The 15,183-nt window shown below is 63.8% G+C and carries 11 protein-coding genes and 1 tRNA gene; 4 read left to right on the forward strand and 8 right to left on the reverse strand.

Translation table 11 applies throughout. The annotated features are described in order from the left end of the window. Positions 1 to 64: 64 nt before the first annotated feature. The 4 genes from ACEN9T_RS18720 to hrpA all read right to left on the reverse strand — a co-directional run bounded on the left by ACEN9T_RS18720 (position 65) and on the right by hrpA (position 6,994). The gene (locus tag ACEN9T_RS18720) at positions 65 to 1,039 is read right to left on the reverse strand and encodes a sterol desaturase family protein (RefSeq protein WP_413706735.1); all 975 of its coding nucleotides are present in this window, start codon (positions 1,037 to 1,039) and stop codon (positions 65 to 67) included. 1 nt (position 1,040) lies between these two features. After that, a complete protein-coding gene (locus ACEN9T_RS18725) occupies positions 1,041 to 1,871 on the reverse strand; it encodes a polysaccharide deacetylase family protein (RefSeq protein ID WP_092971441.1) in 831 nt (276 codons plus the stop codon). Between the two features lie 19 nt (positions 1,872 to 1,890). Further along, positions 1,891 to 2,886, reverse strand: a complete 996-nt coding sequence (locus ACEN9T_RS18730) for a cytochrome D1 domain-containing protein (RefSeq protein WP_092971442.1) — start codon at positions 2,884 to 2,886, stop codon at positions 1,891 to 1,893. Positions 2,887 to 3,001: 115 nt separating this feature from the next. Beyond that, positions 3,002 to 6,994, reverse strand: coding sequence for an ATP-dependent RNA helicase HrpA (hrpA, locus tag ACEN9T_RS18735; protein WP_413706736.1), 3,993 nt, complete (start codon positions 6,992 to 6,994; stop codon positions 3,002 to 3,004). A gap of 71 nt (positions 6,995 to 7,065) precedes the next feature. Between hrpA and argA the strand changes: the two genes are divergently transcribed. Both argA and ACEN9T_RS18745 read left to right on the forward strand, forming a co-directional pair. Further along, positions 7,066 to 8,463 (forward strand): amino-acid N-acetyltransferase, encoded by a 1,398-nt coding sequence (argA, locus tag ACEN9T_RS18740; RefSeq protein WP_024975949.1) that lies wholly within the window; start codon positions 7,066 to 7,068, stop codon positions 8,461 to 8,463. A gap of 107 nt (positions 8,464 to 8,570) precedes the next feature. After that, positions 8,571 to 8,846 carry an oxidative damage protection protein gene (locus ACEN9T_RS18745; protein ID WP_092971444.1) on the forward strand — a complete coding sequence of 92 codons (276 nt, stop codon included), beginning with the start codon at positions 8,571 to 8,573 and terminating at the stop codon, positions 8,844 to 8,846. 141 nt (positions 8,847 to 8,987) lie between these two features. Here the strand turns inward: ACEN9T_RS18745 and rpiA are convergent, their stop codons facing one another. After that, on the reverse strand, positions 8,988 to 9,674 hold the full coding sequence (gene rpiA, locus ACEN9T_RS18750) for a ribose-5-phosphate isomerase RpiA (RefSeq protein WP_413706737.1): 687 nt from the start codon (positions 9,672 to 9,674) through the stop codon (positions 8,988 to 8,990). A 150-nt stretch (positions 9,675 to 9,824) separates the two neighbouring features. Between rpiA and tal the strand changes: the two genes are divergently transcribed. Continuing rightward, the gene (gene tal, locus ACEN9T_RS18755) at positions 9,825 to 10,784 is read left to right on the forward strand and encodes a transaldolase (protein ID WP_092971445.1); all 960 of its coding nucleotides are present in this window, start codon (positions 9,825 to 9,827) and stop codon (positions 10,782 to 10,784) included. A gap of 15 nt (positions 10,785 to 10,799) precedes the next feature. Here tal and ACEN9T_RS18760 read toward each other — a convergent pair whose 3' ends face one another. From ACEN9T_RS18760 to rnr, 3 genes are read right to left on the reverse strand one after another with little or no spacing between them, the layout of a single operon-like run. After that, positions 10,800 to 11,549 carry an SIR2 family NAD-dependent protein deacylase gene (locus ACEN9T_RS18760; RefSeq protein ID WP_413706738.1) on the reverse strand — a complete coding sequence of 250 codons (750 nt, stop codon included), beginning with the start codon at positions 11,547 to 11,549 and terminating at the stop codon, positions 10,800 to 10,802. Continuing rightward, on the reverse strand, positions 11,549 to 12,301 hold the full coding sequence (gene rlmB / locus ACEN9T_RS18765) for a 23S rRNA (guanosine(2251)-2'-O)-methyltransferase RlmB (RefSeq protein ID WP_092971447.1): 753 nt from the start codon (positions 12,299 to 12,301) through the stop codon (positions 11,549 to 11,551). The genes ACEN9T_RS18760 and rlmB overlap by 1 nt, the downstream gene beginning before the upstream one ends. Before the next feature lie 39 nt (positions 12,302 to 12,340). After that, a complete protein-coding gene (gene rnr / locus ACEN9T_RS18770) occupies positions 12,341 to 14,935 on the reverse strand; it encodes a ribonuclease R (RefSeq protein WP_092971448.1) in 2,595 nt (864 codons plus the stop codon). 70 nt (positions 14,936 to 15,005) lie between these two features. Between rnr and ACEN9T_RS18775 the strand changes: the two genes are divergently transcribed. Then, a tRNA-Leu gene (locus ACEN9T_RS18775) sits at positions 15,006 to 15,090 on the forward strand. Positions 15,091 to 15,183 lie beyond the last annotated feature (93 nt).

Raw genomic sequence — 15,183 nt, forward strand, 5'->3', positions numbered from 1 at the left:
AATCAGGGAGCGAACAGCCTAGCACAGCGTGCAGAAATGACGCTGGCGCCGTCGCGCGTGAGCTTTACGCTCGGCCGAACAAGCGCTTGAGGCCAAGCCACTGCTGACGCAGCACGCCGCGCCCGTAGTCGCGCGAGCGCCCTTGCGGTGCGGGAAGTTGATCGCGGATACCGGTGGCGTGATACTCGGGCGAGAAGATGGCGGTGCCGAACAGCATGTCCCACCACGGGAACAGCACGCCAAAGTTGCAGCCGCCCAGCACGCCCGGCTTGCCCGGCACTTCATGGCCCAGCCCAATCGCGTGATGCAACCGATGGAAGCGTGGCGAGATCAGCAGCCGGTCGCCCAGCCACCCGAAATGCAACCGCACGTTGGCGTGCTGCAGGCTCTGCAGCAATTGCGAAATGGCAACCAACAGAACGTACTGCGAAGGCTCAACCCCGATGACCAGCGCCGCGACGGCAAACACCGCACCACGCAGTACATCATCGAGGATGTGGTTGCGGTCATCGGACCACAGCGTCATCTGCTGCTGGCTGTGATGCAGCGAATGCAGGTTCCACCACCAGTGAAATTTGTGTGAGAGGCGGTGATACCAGTAGTCGAGCAGGTCGAACAACACCAGATAGATCAGAAAGCTGACGACGGCGACGGACGTGACGCCTGGCCACCAGTCTTCCACGTTCAGATGCGCCCAGCCCCAGAAGCGCAGCTTGCCGTCAAGGTCGTCGATCAGCGGCTGCAGCGTGAAAAACATCAGCAACGGGAAGAAACCCAGGCGGTGAAAGAGCGTGTAGAAAATGTCGGCACGCACGGCCTTGCGATCTTGCAGCGGCTCCACCGGGCGCCAGCGTTCCAGCGGACGGAAGATCAGCAGCAGCACCGCGATCTGCACCAGCCCCATCAGCAGCCATTCCGTGCCGGGATAGGCATCTTCAACGTAACCACCCAGGCCGACGGCATAGGTGATCGGCATCACGAGGTGCTGGAAGAGCACGTCCTGCGCTTGCGTGAAGGTGTCGGCGATCCAGTCAAACATGTCAGCGGGCCGCAGTGTGTGCCGGGTGGGCAGCAAACCACGCTTGGTACTGCGGATGATCGCGCAGCGTAGCGAAGCAGAAACCCTTGCGTTCCAGGCCGGTGATCAACGGCTCCAGATCCGCGGGCGCCCACGGATCCTTGCGCGACCAGATTCCCAGATGCGCCATGGTGATGTCGCCATCGCGCAAGTTGGACAGCGCCTTCTGCAGCAACGCGTCGTTCGGATAGCGCTCGGACGGCAACTCATCACCCAGGAAACCGGCGGGCGCCCATGCAACGTGGGCGAACCCGCATTGCTTGGCCCAGGCCTCGGTCGTCGCAGAAAGATGACCACCCGGCGCACGCCACAGCGGATCCATCGGCTGACCGGTCATGGCCTTGAAGCGCTCGGCGCTGTGTTTCAGTTCCGCACAGAACTCAGGCTCGCCCCACACGACATTACGGCCGCCCTGCTCGCCAAACTGCGGGCGGAAGCGGACCTTGCCCGCACCCGCCTCGCCCTTGTAATAGACGTGATCGAAGGTGTGCGTACCGAAGGCGTGGCCGTCGGCAGCAAGCGATTTCCAATACGGTGCCCAGCCGTCATCCAGCGTGCTGTCGCCGTGGATGGTTTTCTCGTTGGCCAGGAAAAACGTGGCGTGAATGCGATGGCGGCGCAGCGTGTCGGCAATCAACTGCGCCTGGCTCATGCTGCCGGTGTCGAATGTCAGGTAGACGGTGCCTTTGCACGCGCCGGCATTCACGCCACCGGGCGCAGCCGTGGCCAGCGCACATAGCGCCAGCGCAGCCGAGGCCGCTACAGCACGCAACATCGACAGGCCGGATTTCATCGTCGTCGTTTCGTCACGCTCAAATCAGCGGAGCGCGCGTGCGGAAGTAAATACCGTGCGGCGAGCGCCCAACCTTGATCTCTTCCACCACCTTGCGGCTTGCCACGTCGACAATCGCCACGCGCTTGGCCCAGCGGCAGGTCACCCACAGTTGCTTGCCGTCGGCGGTCAACTCCATGTCGTCGGGGCCGGGCGGGAGGCCCGTGATGTCGCCCACCTTGGTCAGCGTTTGCTGATCGATGATGCTGATCGTGCCCGACACGCGGTTCGACAGGAACAAGTGGCGCTTGTCACCCAGCGCGCGGAAGTTGTGCGCGCCCTTGCCGGTCGGGATGCGCTTGACGCTGGTGCGGTTGTGCCAGTCGATCACTTCGACGTAATCGGCGCCGGTCATGCCAACCAGCAGGTATTTCTGATCGGTCGTCACCCACACGCCGGCGGGCGCGGAGCCAATGGTCATGCGCCACATGACGTTCTGCGTGGGCAGGTCGATGGCCATCACCTCGTTGGAATCCTGCACCGTGACGAACGCGATCTTGCTGTCGGCAGTGAAGGCAATGTGGCTGGGCGTCTTGGCCGCTGGAATCTGTTTGGCGATGGTCAGCGCATGGCCGTCCCAGCGGTAAATGTCGATGCGGTCCAGACGGTTGCCCGTGGTCAGAAACCACTTCTGGTCGGGCGAGAAGCCGATCTGGTACGGATCGTCGATACGCGGCACGCGCTGCTGAATCTTGCCTGTGACGGGATCGAGGAAAACGAGGTCGTTGCCGACGGCGTTGGCGACGATCAACGACTTTTCGTCAGGCGTCGCGATCAGGTGGTGCGGCTCCTTGCCGATGGGGAACGTCTCCAGCACCTTGCGGGTGTCTTTGTCGATCAAAGAGACGCTTGCGTCGCCCGAGTTGAGCACGGTGACGACTTCGGCACGCGCCGCATGCGCTGCCATCAAAGCAGCGGCCGAGAGGACAAGCGTGGAAAACCAACGGGAGGCAAACGAGGCGCGCAAGGCAGACATATCGAGAAGATTCAGCAACTTAGCCAGCCATTCTAACGCTCGCATTTACGCCGTCGCTGACACAAATCAAAAAAAGAAAGCGGGAACTTTCCCCGCTCCCAACAACGCATTGCAGCTATCGCTGCATCGATTCCCACACCTTCTGCAGCCGCTTGACCGACATCGGCACCGGCGTGCGCAGCTCCTGTGCAAACAGGGCGATGCGGAGCTCCTCCAGCATCCAGCGGAATTCCTCCATGCGCGGGTCATTGCCGCCCTGCCCTTGCACGCGCAACGCTTTTTCCGCACGTTGATATTGCTGGACGAGCGGCGCCATCTCCTGCATCCGCTGGGTGTCGCGCGTCGGGTCAGCCTTGAGCTTGTCGATGCGCAGCGCGATGCCCTTCAGGTAACGCGGGAAGTGCGCCAACTGCGCATACGGCGTCGCCTCGATAAAGCGTTTGTGCATCAGCGTCTTGAGCTGCGCGTCGATATCGGCGGTGGCGGCGGCAAATGGCTTGGCGATCTGCAGCTTGCGCGGCAGTTGCGCATATTCGGCTAGGATGGCGCCAACCAGCCGCGCAATTTCCTGCGCCAGCAACGTCAGGCGCGCACGGCTTTCGTCCTTGCGGGCACCGAAGCTGGCGTCATCGGTCGGCAGCGGGTCTTGCAGGCAGGCGCGCTCCAGCGTGGCATTCAGGATCTGGTCGCGCAGATCATCCTGCGTGCCCAAGTTCATGAACTGGATTGCCATCTGCGACAGGCCCGGGATGTTCTTTTCCAGATACTTCAACGGCTCGCGCAGCTGGATTGCGAACAACCGCCGCAAGCCCAGGCGATGGATGCGCGTGGCTTCTGCCGGATCATCGAAGACTTCCACATCGCAGTGGTCACCGGCATCGACGAGCGCCGGATAGCCGAACAGCGTCTGGCTGCCTTTGCGAACTTCCAGCAGTTCCGGCAACTCGCCGAAATTCCACGTGGTCAGGCCCGAGTAAAGTGCGGCGTTTGCCGGAGCTTCAGACTTGCCTGCCTTGCCGGGCTTGGCGCCCTCGTTCTGGGCTCCAGCCACGGCAGCGTCCTGCGCGGCGATCGACTGGAATGTCTGCTGCGCGCGGCCGCCGAGTTCCGCCCGCAACTGGGCCAGGTTGCGCCCCATGTCGAGCTGGCGACCGTGCTCGTCGATCACCTTGAAGTTCATGAAGTGATGCGCAGGCAGCGTCTCGAGCTTGAAGTCGGCACGCTTGAGCGCGATGCCAGTCTGCTCGCGCACATCGGCGATCAAGCGGTCCAGCAACTCGCCATCCCCCAACCGCACGCGCGAGACGAACCCCGCGGCGTAGTCCGGCAGCGGCACGCAGTGGCGGCGCAGCTTCTGCGGCAGGCTTTTCAAGAGCAGATGCACCTTCTCCTTGAGCATGCCCGGCACCAGCCATTCGGTACGCTGCGCGGGCACCTGGTTGAGCGCGTACAGCGGCACTGTGAGCGTCACGCCATCGCGCGGGCTGCCGGGCTCGAAGTGGTACGTCAAGCCCATGTCGATGCCGGCAATCGGCAGCATCTTCGGGAACAGCTCGGTCGTGATGCCGGCCGCCTCATGCCGCATCAGGTCATCGCGATTCAGGTACAAAAGCTTCTGGCCGCTCTTGCCGCCCGCGCTGGCGGCTTCGGCATACCAGCGCTCGAACGAGACAGTGTTGTAGATGTCCGCCGGAATCTGGCTGTCGTAGAACGCGTAGATCAGCTCGTCGTCCACCAGCACGTCTTGTCGACGTGACTTGTGTTCGAGGTTTTCGATCTCGCGCACCAGGCGCTGGTTGTGCGTGAAGAACGGCAGACGCGTTTCAAATTCGCCATCGACCAGCGCGCGGCGGATGAACATCTCGCGCGCTTCCTTCGGCTGCATCGGCCCGAAGTGCACGCGGCGCTGCTGATAGACCGGCAGCCCGTACAGCGTGCCGCGCTCGAAGGCCATCACCTGGCCAGCCTTCTTTTCCCAATGCGGATCGCTCCACGACACCTTCAGCAGATGCGCGCCGACCTTTTCCACCCATTCGGGCTCGATACGTGCCAGCGTGCGGCCGAACAGGCGGCTGGTTTCGATCAGTTCGCCACCCACGACCCACTTGCCCGCCTTGCGCGCAATGACCGAACCCGGCCACAGGAAGAACTTGATACCACGCGCGCCGAGGTATTCCCGGCCTTTCCCATCCGCCTCTTCGATGCGCACACCGATATTGCCGAGCAAGCCCGTCAACAGTGCCAGATGCAACTGCTCATACGTCGGATCGGATTCGTTGAGCTTCCAGCCCTGCTCCGCCACCGTGGTATGCAACTGCGAATGCACGTCGCGCCATTCACGCAGCCGCACATGCGACAGGAAATGCGCGCGGCACTGATCCTGCAATTGTTTGTTCGACTTCTTGTGCGCGATGGCCTCTTCAAACCATTTCCACAGCTTCACCCAGCCGAGGAACTCCGATTTCTCATCGGCAAACTGGCGATGCGCCTGATCAGCCTGCTGTTGGAGTTCTTGCGGGCGCTCGCGCGGGTCTTGCACGGACAAGGCGCTCGCGATGATCAGCATCTCGCGCAGGCACTGGTGGTCGCGGCCGGCCAGAATCATCCGCGCCACGCGGGGGTCCAGCGGCAGGCGGGCGACCTGCTTGCCCAGCGGAGTCAACGCATTTTCATCGTCGACGGCGCCGAGTTCTTGCAGGAGCTGGTAGCCGTCGGCAATTGCGCGGCCCAGCGGCGGCTCGATGAAAGGAAACTGCTCGACGTCCGTCAGCCGCAGCGCCTTCATGCGCAGAATGACCGCCGCCAGCGACGAACGCAGGATTTCCGGATCGGTAAAACGCGGCCGCGCAATGAAATCCGCCTCTTCATACAAGCGGATGCAAACGCCGTCGGCCACCCGGCCGCATCGACCGGCACGCTGGTTGGCAGCGGCCTGCGACACCGGCTCGATCTGCAGTTGCTCGACCTTGTTGCGATAGGAATAGCGCTTCACGCGCGCCAGCCCCGTATCAACAACGTAGCGAATGCCCGGCACCGTGAGCGAGGTCTCGGCCACGTTCGTCGCCAGCACGATGCGCCGGGCGTTGGACGGCCGGAACACACGCTCCTGCTCCTGCACGGACAAGCGCGCAAACAGCGGCAGGATCTCGGTATGCGCGGGATGGTGCTTGCGCAGCGCCTCGGCAGCCTCGCGAATCTCGCGCTCGCCGGGCAGGAAGATGAGCACGTCGCCCGGGCCTTCGCGGGCAAGCTCATCCACCGCATCGACGAGCGCTTCGTAGAGATCACGCTCCTTGTCCTTCTCGTCGCGCTGAATCGGACGATAGCGCACCTCAACCGGATACAACCGACCGCTGACTTCGATGACTGGCGCTGGCCCCTTTGGGCCTGCGAAGTGCTCGGCAAACCGCTGCGCGTCGATGGTCGCCGAAGTGATGATCACCTTCAGGTCGGGCCGGCGCGGCAGAAGCTGCTTGAGATAGCCGATCAGGAAGTCGATGTTGAGGCTGCGTTCGTGCGCCTCGTCGATGATGATCGTGTCGTAGGCGCGCAGCAGCGGATCGTTCTGCGTCTCGGCCAGCAAGATGCCGTCGGTCATCAGCTTGACCGACGCACCCGCCGAGAGCGTGTCGTTAAAGCGCACCTGGAAGCCCACATGCTCGCCCACCGGCGTGCCGATTTCCTGCGCGATGCGCTTGGCCGTAGACGTCGCGGCAATCCGACGGGGCTGCGTATGCCCGATCAGCCCCGTGCCGCCCGCGCCGATACCCCGCCCGATCGACAGGCAGATTTTCGGCAACTGCGTGGTCTTGCCCGAGCCGGTCTCGCCGGAGACGATCACCACCTGATTAGCGGCGATGGCCTGAGCGATCTCGTCGCGCCGAGCCGACACGGGCAGCGCTTCGGGAAACGTGATCGGCGGGACGCGGTTCGCTCGTGCGCGGCGCGCCTCCAGCGCCGCGGCGAGTTCTTCCGGCGTGGGCTTTTGGCGGCGCTGCGGACGAGCATTGCCACCGGGCTTGCGCTCGGGCGGCGGCGTGTCTTTCGGCGATTTCTGGGAGGGCGCCGCCGGGCGTGGCCGGGGCGGCTGGGCGTGGGAATCTGACATCGGGCGGGATTATAATCCGCGCATCTTTCCTACGCCGGCCCGCGCCCCGTGCCGCTTTTCCTCCTCCGTCCGTGACCGCTCGCTCCTCCGCCCCCGCCTCCGGCGTTTCGCTGGCGGCGCACACGCCCGCCCCCGTCGACGTCGCCCCAATTCCGCCCACGCCCGAACAGCAGCAGTTTGTGGATTGGCTGCGCGAGGTGGCGCCTTACATTCACTCCTTCCGCGACAAGACCTTCGTGATCGGCTTTGGCGGCGAGCTGGTCCAGGCCGGCATGCTGGGCGCGCTCGTCAACGACGTCGCACTGTTGCATGCGATGGGAATGCGCATCGTGCTGGTGCACGGCTCGCGCCCGCAGGTGGAAGAACAGCTTGCCCTGCGCAATGTGAAAACACAGTTCGTGGATGGCGTACGCGTGACGGACGCCGCCGCGCTGGAATCCGCCAAGGAAGCCTCCGGCGAACTGCGTCTGGATATCGAAGCGGCCTTCAGCCAGGGCCTGCCCAACACACCGATGGCCGGCGCGCGCATGTCGGTGGTATCCGGCAACTTCGTGACGGCGCGGCCGGTGGGCATCGTCAACGGCGTGGACTTCCAGCACACGGGGCTGGTGCGCAAGATCGATGCGGAGTCGATCCAGCACTCCCTGTCCAATCGCAAGATCGTGCTGCTCTCGCCGCTGGGCTTCTCGCCCACGGGCCAGGCGTTCAACCTGTCGATGGAAGACGTGGCCGCCAACACCGCCACGGCGCTTAAGGCCGACAAGCTCATCTTCATCACGGAGTTGCCCGGCATCATGGACCGCGTGGGCAAGCTGCAGCAGGACCTGTCGATGGAGACAGCCATCGAGCGCCTGCGCGACGGTAGCCTGTCGCACGACACGGCCTATTACCTGCAGCACATCGTCAAGGCGATGCGCGGCGGCGTGCGCCGGGCGCACGTAATCCCGTTCGCGCTGGACGGCAGCATCCTGCTGGAACTGTTCCTGCACGACGGCGTGGGCACTATGGTGTCGCACACCGATCTGGAATACCTGCGCGAGGCCACGCTGGATGACGTGGGCGGCATCGTCTCGCTCATCGAACCGCTCGAGGCGGACGGCACGCTGGTGCCGCGCGAACGCCGTCTGCTGGAGCGCGACATCGCCAACTTCTCGGTCATCGAGCACGACGGCATCATCTTTGGCTGCGTGGCGCTGTATCCGTACCCGAAAGACGGCATGGCCGAAATGGCCTGTCTGATCGTCTCCCCAGACAGCCAAGGCACCGGCGACGGCGAACGCCTGCTCAAGCACACCGAAGTGCGCGCCCGTGCGCTGGGCCTCAAGCGCCTGTTCGTGCTCACCACGCGGACGGAGCATTGGTTCCTCAAGCGCGGCTTCGTGCGCGCCAGCGTGGATGACCTGCCGGAAGACCGCCGCAAGCTGTACAACTGGCAGCGGCGCTCGATGGTGCTGATGAAGAAGCTCTAAACCCTTGGCGCGCGTCGTGGAATCCAAGCCCGGCGGCGCGCGGCCTTTACAATAGCGGCACCTGCGTCGCGCTCGAGCGGCGCTCCCGCCACACAAGAGGAATCCCCATGGCCCGCATGGTCCACTGCGTCAAGCTCAACAAGGAAGCCGAAGGTCTCGACTTCCCGCCCCTGCCCGGCGAACTGGGCAAGAAACTCTGGCAAAACGTCTCGAAGGAAGCCTGGGCTGGCTGGCTCAAGCACCAGACCATGCTGATCAACGAAAACCGCCTGAACATGGCCGATTCGCGCGCACGCCAGTACCTGCTCAAGCAAACCGAGAAGTACTTCTTTGGCGACGGCGCAGACGAGGCTGCCGGCTACGTGCCACCGCCCTCGGCCTGATTTGCCGTTACCAATAAAAAAGCCGTTCAGCACAAACTGAACGGCTTTTTGTTTGGACAACGCTCATCCGAAGTGCCGCAACGAGCATAAAAAAAGCCGCCCATTTACGCGAGCGGCTTTTCGACGCGAAACACCTGGCGATCAGAAATCACGCCGCTGCACACCCGCTTCAGTACCCAGCAGCAGCACGTTGGCGCCGCGCTTTGCAAACAGGCCGACCGTCACCACACCCGGAATATCATTGACGATCGATTCGAGGCCCTTCGGATCGGCAATACGCAGGCCCACCACATCGATGATCACGTTGCCGTTATCAGTCTTGTAGATCTGGCCTTCCTTGGTCATGCGCAGACGCGGCTGACCGCCCAGCGCAGCCAGTTGGCGGGCCACCGCAGCGCGTGCCATGGGCACCACTTCCACCGGCAACGGGAAGGCGCCCATCGTCTCAACGAGCTTGCTGCCGTCAGCAATGCAGACGAACACGCTGGCAACCGAGGCAACGATCTTTTCACGCGTGAGCGCACCGCCGCCGCCCTTGATCATGGCTCCTGAGCCATCGATTTCGTCAGCGCCGTCCACGTAGACGGGAATGGCATCGACCTCATTCAGATCGAGCACCGTAAAGCCATGGCCCTGCAGCCGGCGCGTCGACGCCTCTGAGCTGGACACCGCGCCGGCAAAGCGCGCCTTGTGCGGCGCCATCGCGTCGATGAACAGATTGGCCGTCGAGCCGGTGCCGACACCCAGCACGGCGCCCTCGGGCACGTTGGCCAATACGTAATCTGCTGCAGCCTGCGCCACCAGCGCCTTCAGTTCATCCTGCGTCATCGCAAACACTCGGTCGGAATCGGAAAACCCGGTAGTGTACCGGATCAATGCGGTGGCTCCCGGCCGGCTGGCGGAGCCAAACCTGCGGAGTACAATCGATTCACCTTTCCACCTCCAGCGCAACGCTGGAACGTACTTCGGACTCGCTTCATGACTCAGCTCGATCAACTCAAGCAGTTCACCACCGTCGTCGCCGACACGGGCGATTTCCAGGCCATGCGCGCCTACGCGCCGCACGATGCAACGACCAATCCGTCGCTGATCCTCAAGGCCGTGCAAAAGGCCGAATACCGCCCGCTGCTGGAGCAAGCCGTGCGCGACGCCCGCAGCGACAGTGTGGAAGACATCATCGATGCCGTGCTCGTGGCATTCGGCTGCGAGATCCTGTCGATCATCCCCGGCCGCGTGTCGACCGAAGTCGATGCGCGCCTGTCGTTCGACACCGAGGCGACGGTCGCCAAGGCCAAGCATCTGATCGCCTTGTACGAAGCCCGGGGCGTGGCGCGTGAGCGCGTGCTGATCAAGATCGCGTCGACTTGGGAAGGCATCCGCGCGGCGGATCAGCTCCGTGCAGAAGGCATCCGCTGCAACATGACGCTGCTGTTCTCGCTGGCCCAGGCGGTGGCGTGCGCAGAAGCGGGCGTGCAGCTCATCTCGCCCTTCGTCGGCCGCATCTACGACTGGTACAAAAAAGATGCCGGCGCCAACTGGGATCCGGTCGCGCAGGGCGGCGCGAACGACCCCGGCGTGCAGTCCGTCCTGCGCATCTACAACTACTACAAGAAGTTCGACTACCCCACCGAGGTCATGGGCGCGAGCTTCCGCAATATCTCGCAGATCGTCGAACTGGCTGGCTGCGACCTCCTGACCATCAGCCCGGATCTGCTCGCCCAGCTGCAGCAATCCGATGCGCCGGTCGAGCGCAAGCTGTCTCCCGACAACGCCAACGCAGCCAATATCGTGCGGCTGCCCGCCGACGAGAAATCGTTCCGCTGGCACATGAATGCAGACGCAATGGCCACCGAAAAACTGGCAGAAGGCATCCGCCTGTTTGCGGCGGACGCGATCAAGCTGGAAGCGCTGATTGAGCCGCTGCGCGCAGCGGCGTAAGAAAAAAACCGGGTCTTATCCCAGCATGGCGGGCAGGCACACGCCCGCCGGCTGGTGGATCACCAAGTCGGCCGTTGCATCCAGGGCGCTCGGTTCCGGATTCACGACGATCACCTTGGCACCGTGGTCCTTCGCCAACCCCGGCAACCCGGCCGCCGGATACACCATGCCGGATGTGCCGACCACCAGACAAAGGTCGCAGGTATTGGCGGCCTCTTCTGCGCGGTAGTTCGCTACCAGCGGCAGTGGCTCGCCAAACCACACCACGCCCGGGCGCAGCATCGCGCCACACGCCGCACAACGCGGTGGGCGCCCCGGCTCGGCGGTGGCGATATCGCATTTGCCGCAGCCACCCAGCCACTTGTCAGCAAACAGGTTGCCGTGCAGCTCGATCACCCCTTCGCTGCCGGCGCGCTGATGCAAACCATCGACGTTCTGCGTGACGAGCGTCACCGTCTTGCGCTTGGCCAGCGCGGCAATCGCAAGATGGGCGGGATTCGGCTGCGCCTGCAACACGCGCTCGCGGCGCTCCTGATACCAGTCCCACACCATGCGTGGGTGCTTGCGGTACGCGGCCTCGGTGGCCATGTCTTCGGGGTTGAAGCGCGACCACAGGCCGGTCAAGGCATCACGAAACGTGGGCACGCCAGATTCAGCCGAGACGCCAGCCCCCGTCAGCACCATAACGTGCTGGGCGGCCTCGACCCAGGCGTGGGCCTGGGCCAATGCAGCCGCATCGGATGCGGCCGTGGGTTCGACGCGCATTACTTCTTGGCAGGTGCCGCTGCCCGCTGGCGCACAGCTTCAAACAGGCACACGCCGCTGGCCACCGATACGTTCAGGCTTTCCACGCTGCCCGCCATGGGAATGCTGACCAGCGCGTCGCACGTTTCGCGCGTGAGGCGACGCATGCCCTCGCCTTCGGCGCCCATCACGATGGCAATGGGGCCTTTGAAGTCGGCTTGGTAGAGACCCTGTTCGGCTTCATCAGCCGTGCCGATCACCCATACGCCACGCTCCTGCAACTCGCGCAGCGTGCGCGCCAGGTTGGTCACGGTGATGTACGGGACGGTTTCGGCCGCGCCGCTGGCCACCTTGGCGACCGTCGTGTTGATGCCAACGCTGCGGTCCTTCGGCGCAATCACGGCGTGCGCGCCAGCGGCATCGGCCACGCGCAGGCACGCGCCCAGATTATGCGGATCGGTCACACCGTCGAGCACCAGCAGCAGCGGCGTGCCTTCAATGCCGTCGAGCAGTTCATCCAGATTGAGCGCCAGCGAAAGCGACTCTGCCTTGGCAACCACGCCCTGATGGCGATCGGTGCCGGCAATCCCGCGCAAGCGGTCGGCGTCAGCAGGAATGAGGCGCACGCCCGCTGCTTCCGCAGCTTTCAGGAAATCCTGCATGCGGCGGTCGCGGCGGTTGGCCTCGAAGTAGATTTCGTCGATCGACTTGGCGCCGTGGCGCAGTCGGGCGGTAACGGCGTGAAAGCCGATGAGGAGCTTGGATTTAGACATGGCGCGATTGTACCCGTCTGCCCACGCTCCCCGCCCGCTTTAACGCCCCTTGGTCTTGCGCGGGGCCTTGCCTGCTGCCTTGCGCGGCGCGGTGGTCTTGGCGCCGCCCCTGGGCTTCGTGCTGCGCGCCGGCTGCTTCTTGCGCGCTGGCTTGGCGTGGGCATGGCCCGGGGGCAGTGCACGGCCACCCGGCTCGAACACCGGCTGCTCTTCGATGACGCGATCAAGCGTCTCGTCGAACGACTCCTCCGGTTTGGCCGTCCCGCCCAGCAATGCGGCCAACTGGCGCGGCTTCTTGCGGCCAACCGAGGGCGCCGGCGTTGCCCCGGCGGACTGACGCGCGGTCGCGGCTTCCGGCGCACCGGTCACCTTGGCCGGGCGCAGCGCCTTGGTTGAGGGCTCCTGGATCAGGCGGAAATCCATCTTCCGCGCATCCAGATCCACGCGCAGCAACTGCACTCGCACGCGATCAGTCAACCGATAACGGATCCCCGTGCGCTCTCCGCGCAGTTCGTTGCGGGCTTCGTCGTATTGGAAGTAATCGCTGCCCAGCTCGGTCACGTGCACGAGGCCTTCCACGTACAGCTCGTCGAGCTGCACGAAGATACCGAACGAGGTGACGGCGCTGACGGTACCCGAGAACTCGTTGCCGAGCTTGTCGCGCATGAAGTAGCACTTGAGCCAGGCTTCGACGTCGCGCGAGGCTTCATCGGCGCGACGCTCGTTGGCCGAACAGTGCACGCCCAGTTCATTCCAGATCGCTTCCGCCTTGGCCTTGTTGACAACCGCTGCCGGCACGCCTTTCTCGGCTTCGGCTTGCAAACGACGCGCCTTGGGCGACAGCGCGCTATTCAACTGCACGCCTGGTGCCAGCGCCGGCACGTAACGCGTGCGGTGCAGGATCGCTTTGATGGAGCGATGCACCAGCAAGTCCGGGTAGCGGCGGATCGGGCTCGTGAAATGCGCATACGCCGGATACGCCAGGCCAAAGTGGCCGATGTTGTCCGGGCTGTAGACCGCCTGCTGCATCGAGCGCAGCAGCATGGTCTGCAGCATCGGTGCATCAGGACGCGCGGCCACCTTCTCCATCAGTTCGGCGTAATCGGCCGCCTGCGGCTTGTCACCGCCGCCCAGCGTCAAGCCGCTGGTTTTCAGGAACGCACGCAGCGCCTGCAGCTTTTCTTCGGTCGGGCCTGCGTGAACGCGGTACAGCGCCGGGTGCTTGTATTTCTCGAGCATCTCGGCCGCACAGACGTTGGCCGTCAGCATGCACTCCTCGATCAGCCGATGTGCGTCGTTGCGGGTGCGCGGCAGTATCTGCTCGATCTTGCCCTGCGCGTTGCAGACGATGTACGTCTCGGTGGTGTCGAAGTCGATCGCGCCACGCTCGCGGCGCGCCTTGAGCAGCGTCTGATACAGCTCGTACAGGTCTTGCAGATGCGGCACCAGCGGCGCCCGCTTGGCCGCTTCCGGGCCCTTCACGTTCGACAGAATCGCCCAGACCTCGTTGTAGGTCAGGCGCGCCTTCGAGTGCATCACCGCCGGATAGAACTGATAAGCCTTGATCTCACCCTTGGCAGTGATCACCGCGTCGCAGACCATGCACAGGCGGTCCACTTCCGGGTTCAGCGAGCACAAGCCGTTGGAGAGCTTCTCCGGCAGCATCGGAATCACGCGGCGCGGGAAATAGACCGAAGTCGCGCGATCAATGGCGTCCGCATCCAGTGGATGCCCAGGCCGCACGTAATGCGACACGTCGGCAATTGCCACAATCAGGCGCCAGCCCTTGCTGCGGCCGATCTTGACGGGCTCCGCGTAGACAGCGTCATCGAAGTCACGTGCGTCTTCGCCGTCGATGGTGACGAGCGACACATCGCGCAAGTCGATGCGACCGGCCAGATCAGCATCGCGGACCACGTCGGGCAGCGCTTCCGCCTCGCGTTGCGTCGGCTCGGAAAACTCGTGCGGCACGCCGTACTTGCGCACGGCAATCTCGATCTCCATGCCAGGGTCGTCAATCTCACCCAGCACTTCGACCACGCGGCCAATCGGTTGTACGTAGCGGTCCGGATATTCCAGGATCTCAACGCTTACTACTTGGCCGACCTTGGCCTTGCCCTGCCCCTTCGGGGCGATCAGGATGTCGCGGCCGAGGCGCTTGTCTTCAGGCGCCACAACCAGCGTGCCGCTTTCGGACAGCAACCTGCCAATGACGCGCTTGTTGGCCCTTTGCAGGATCTCGACGATCTGCCCTTCCGAGCGCCCGCGGCGGTCGTAGCCGACGGCACGCACCAGGGCGCGGTCACCGTGCATGGCCTTCTGCATCTCGCGTTCGGGCAGGAAGATATCGGGCTCGCCGTCATCGCGCACGAAGAAGCCGAAGCCGTCGCGATGGCCGATCACGCGGCCCTCGATAAAATTGGGCTGGTGCGCCAATTCGTAGCGCCCCTTGCGGTTGAGTTCGATCTGACCATCCCGCTCCATGGCGGTCAGACGCTTGATAAAGCCGTCATGCTCCTTGCGCGTGACCGACAGCGCCTTGGCAATGTCGGTGGCAGACAGCGGAGACCCCGACGTGCGCAGCACACCGAGGATTTCCTCGCGGCTCGGGATCGGATAAGTCGGTTGATTCAATTTTTTCTTCTAGAGTGTTGACAGGATCGCAGGATCCCGTAATAATTACAGCTTCGGTACACGCACACCTGCCCAGGTGGCGGAATTGGTAGACGCACTAGTTTCAGGTACTAGCGGGTAACTCCGTGGAGGTTCGAGTCCTCTCCTGGGCACCAGAGTTTAGGAACGGCGCAACGCAAGTTGCGCCGTTTTTCTTTTCCGCGGCCAGATTGCTGTTGCTTGGTTGCTGATGCGACATTCCGCGAAGG

Origin of the sequence: Ralstonia sp. Ralssp110 (assembly GCF_047325135.1) — a bacterium.
In the GTDB taxonomy this organism is placed as follows: Bacteria; Pseudomonadota; Gammaproteobacteria; order Burkholderiales; family Burkholderiaceae; genus Ralstonia; species Ralstonia mojiangensis.

What these genes read in the sequence shown, in the direction of transcription:
- ACEN9T_RS18720 (WP_413706735.1), bottom strand. Translation starts at nt 1,039, where the DNA reads ATGTTTGACTGGATCGCCGACACCTTCACGCAAGCGCAGGACGTGCTC.
- ACEN9T_RS18725 (WP_092971441.1), bottom strand. Translation starts at nt 1,871, where the DNA reads ATGAAATCCGGCCTGTCGATGTTGCGTGCTGTAGCGGCCTCGGCTGCG.
- ACEN9T_RS18730 (WP_092971442.1), bottom strand. Translation starts at nt 2,886, where the DNA reads ATGTCTGCCTTGCGCGCCTCGTTTGCCTCCCGTTGGTTTTCCACGCTT.
- hrpA (WP_413706736.1), bottom strand. Translation starts at nt 6,994, where the DNA reads ATGTCAGATTCCCACGCCCAGCCGCCCCGGCCACGCCCGGCGGCGCCC.
- ACEN9T_RS18745 (WP_092971444.1), top strand. Translation starts at nt 8,571, where the DNA reads ATGGCCCGCATGGTCCACTGCGTCAAGCTCAACAAGGAAGCCGAAGGT.
- rpiA (WP_413706737.1), bottom strand. Translation starts at nt 9,674, where the DNA reads ATGACGCAGGATGAACTGAAGGCGCTGGTGGCGCAGGCTGCAGCAGAT.
- tal (WP_092971445.1), top strand. Translation starts at nt 9,825, where the DNA reads ATGACTCAGCTCGATCAACTCAAGCAGTTCACCACCGTCGTCGCCGAC.
- ACEN9T_RS18760 (WP_413706738.1), bottom strand. Translation starts at nt 11,549, where the DNA reads ATGCGCGTCGAACCCACGGCCGCATCCGATGCGGCTGCATTGGCCCAG.
- rlmB (WP_092971447.1), bottom strand. Translation starts at nt 12,301, where the DNA reads ATGTCTAAATCCAAGCTCCTCATCGGCTTTCACGCCGTTACCGCCCGA.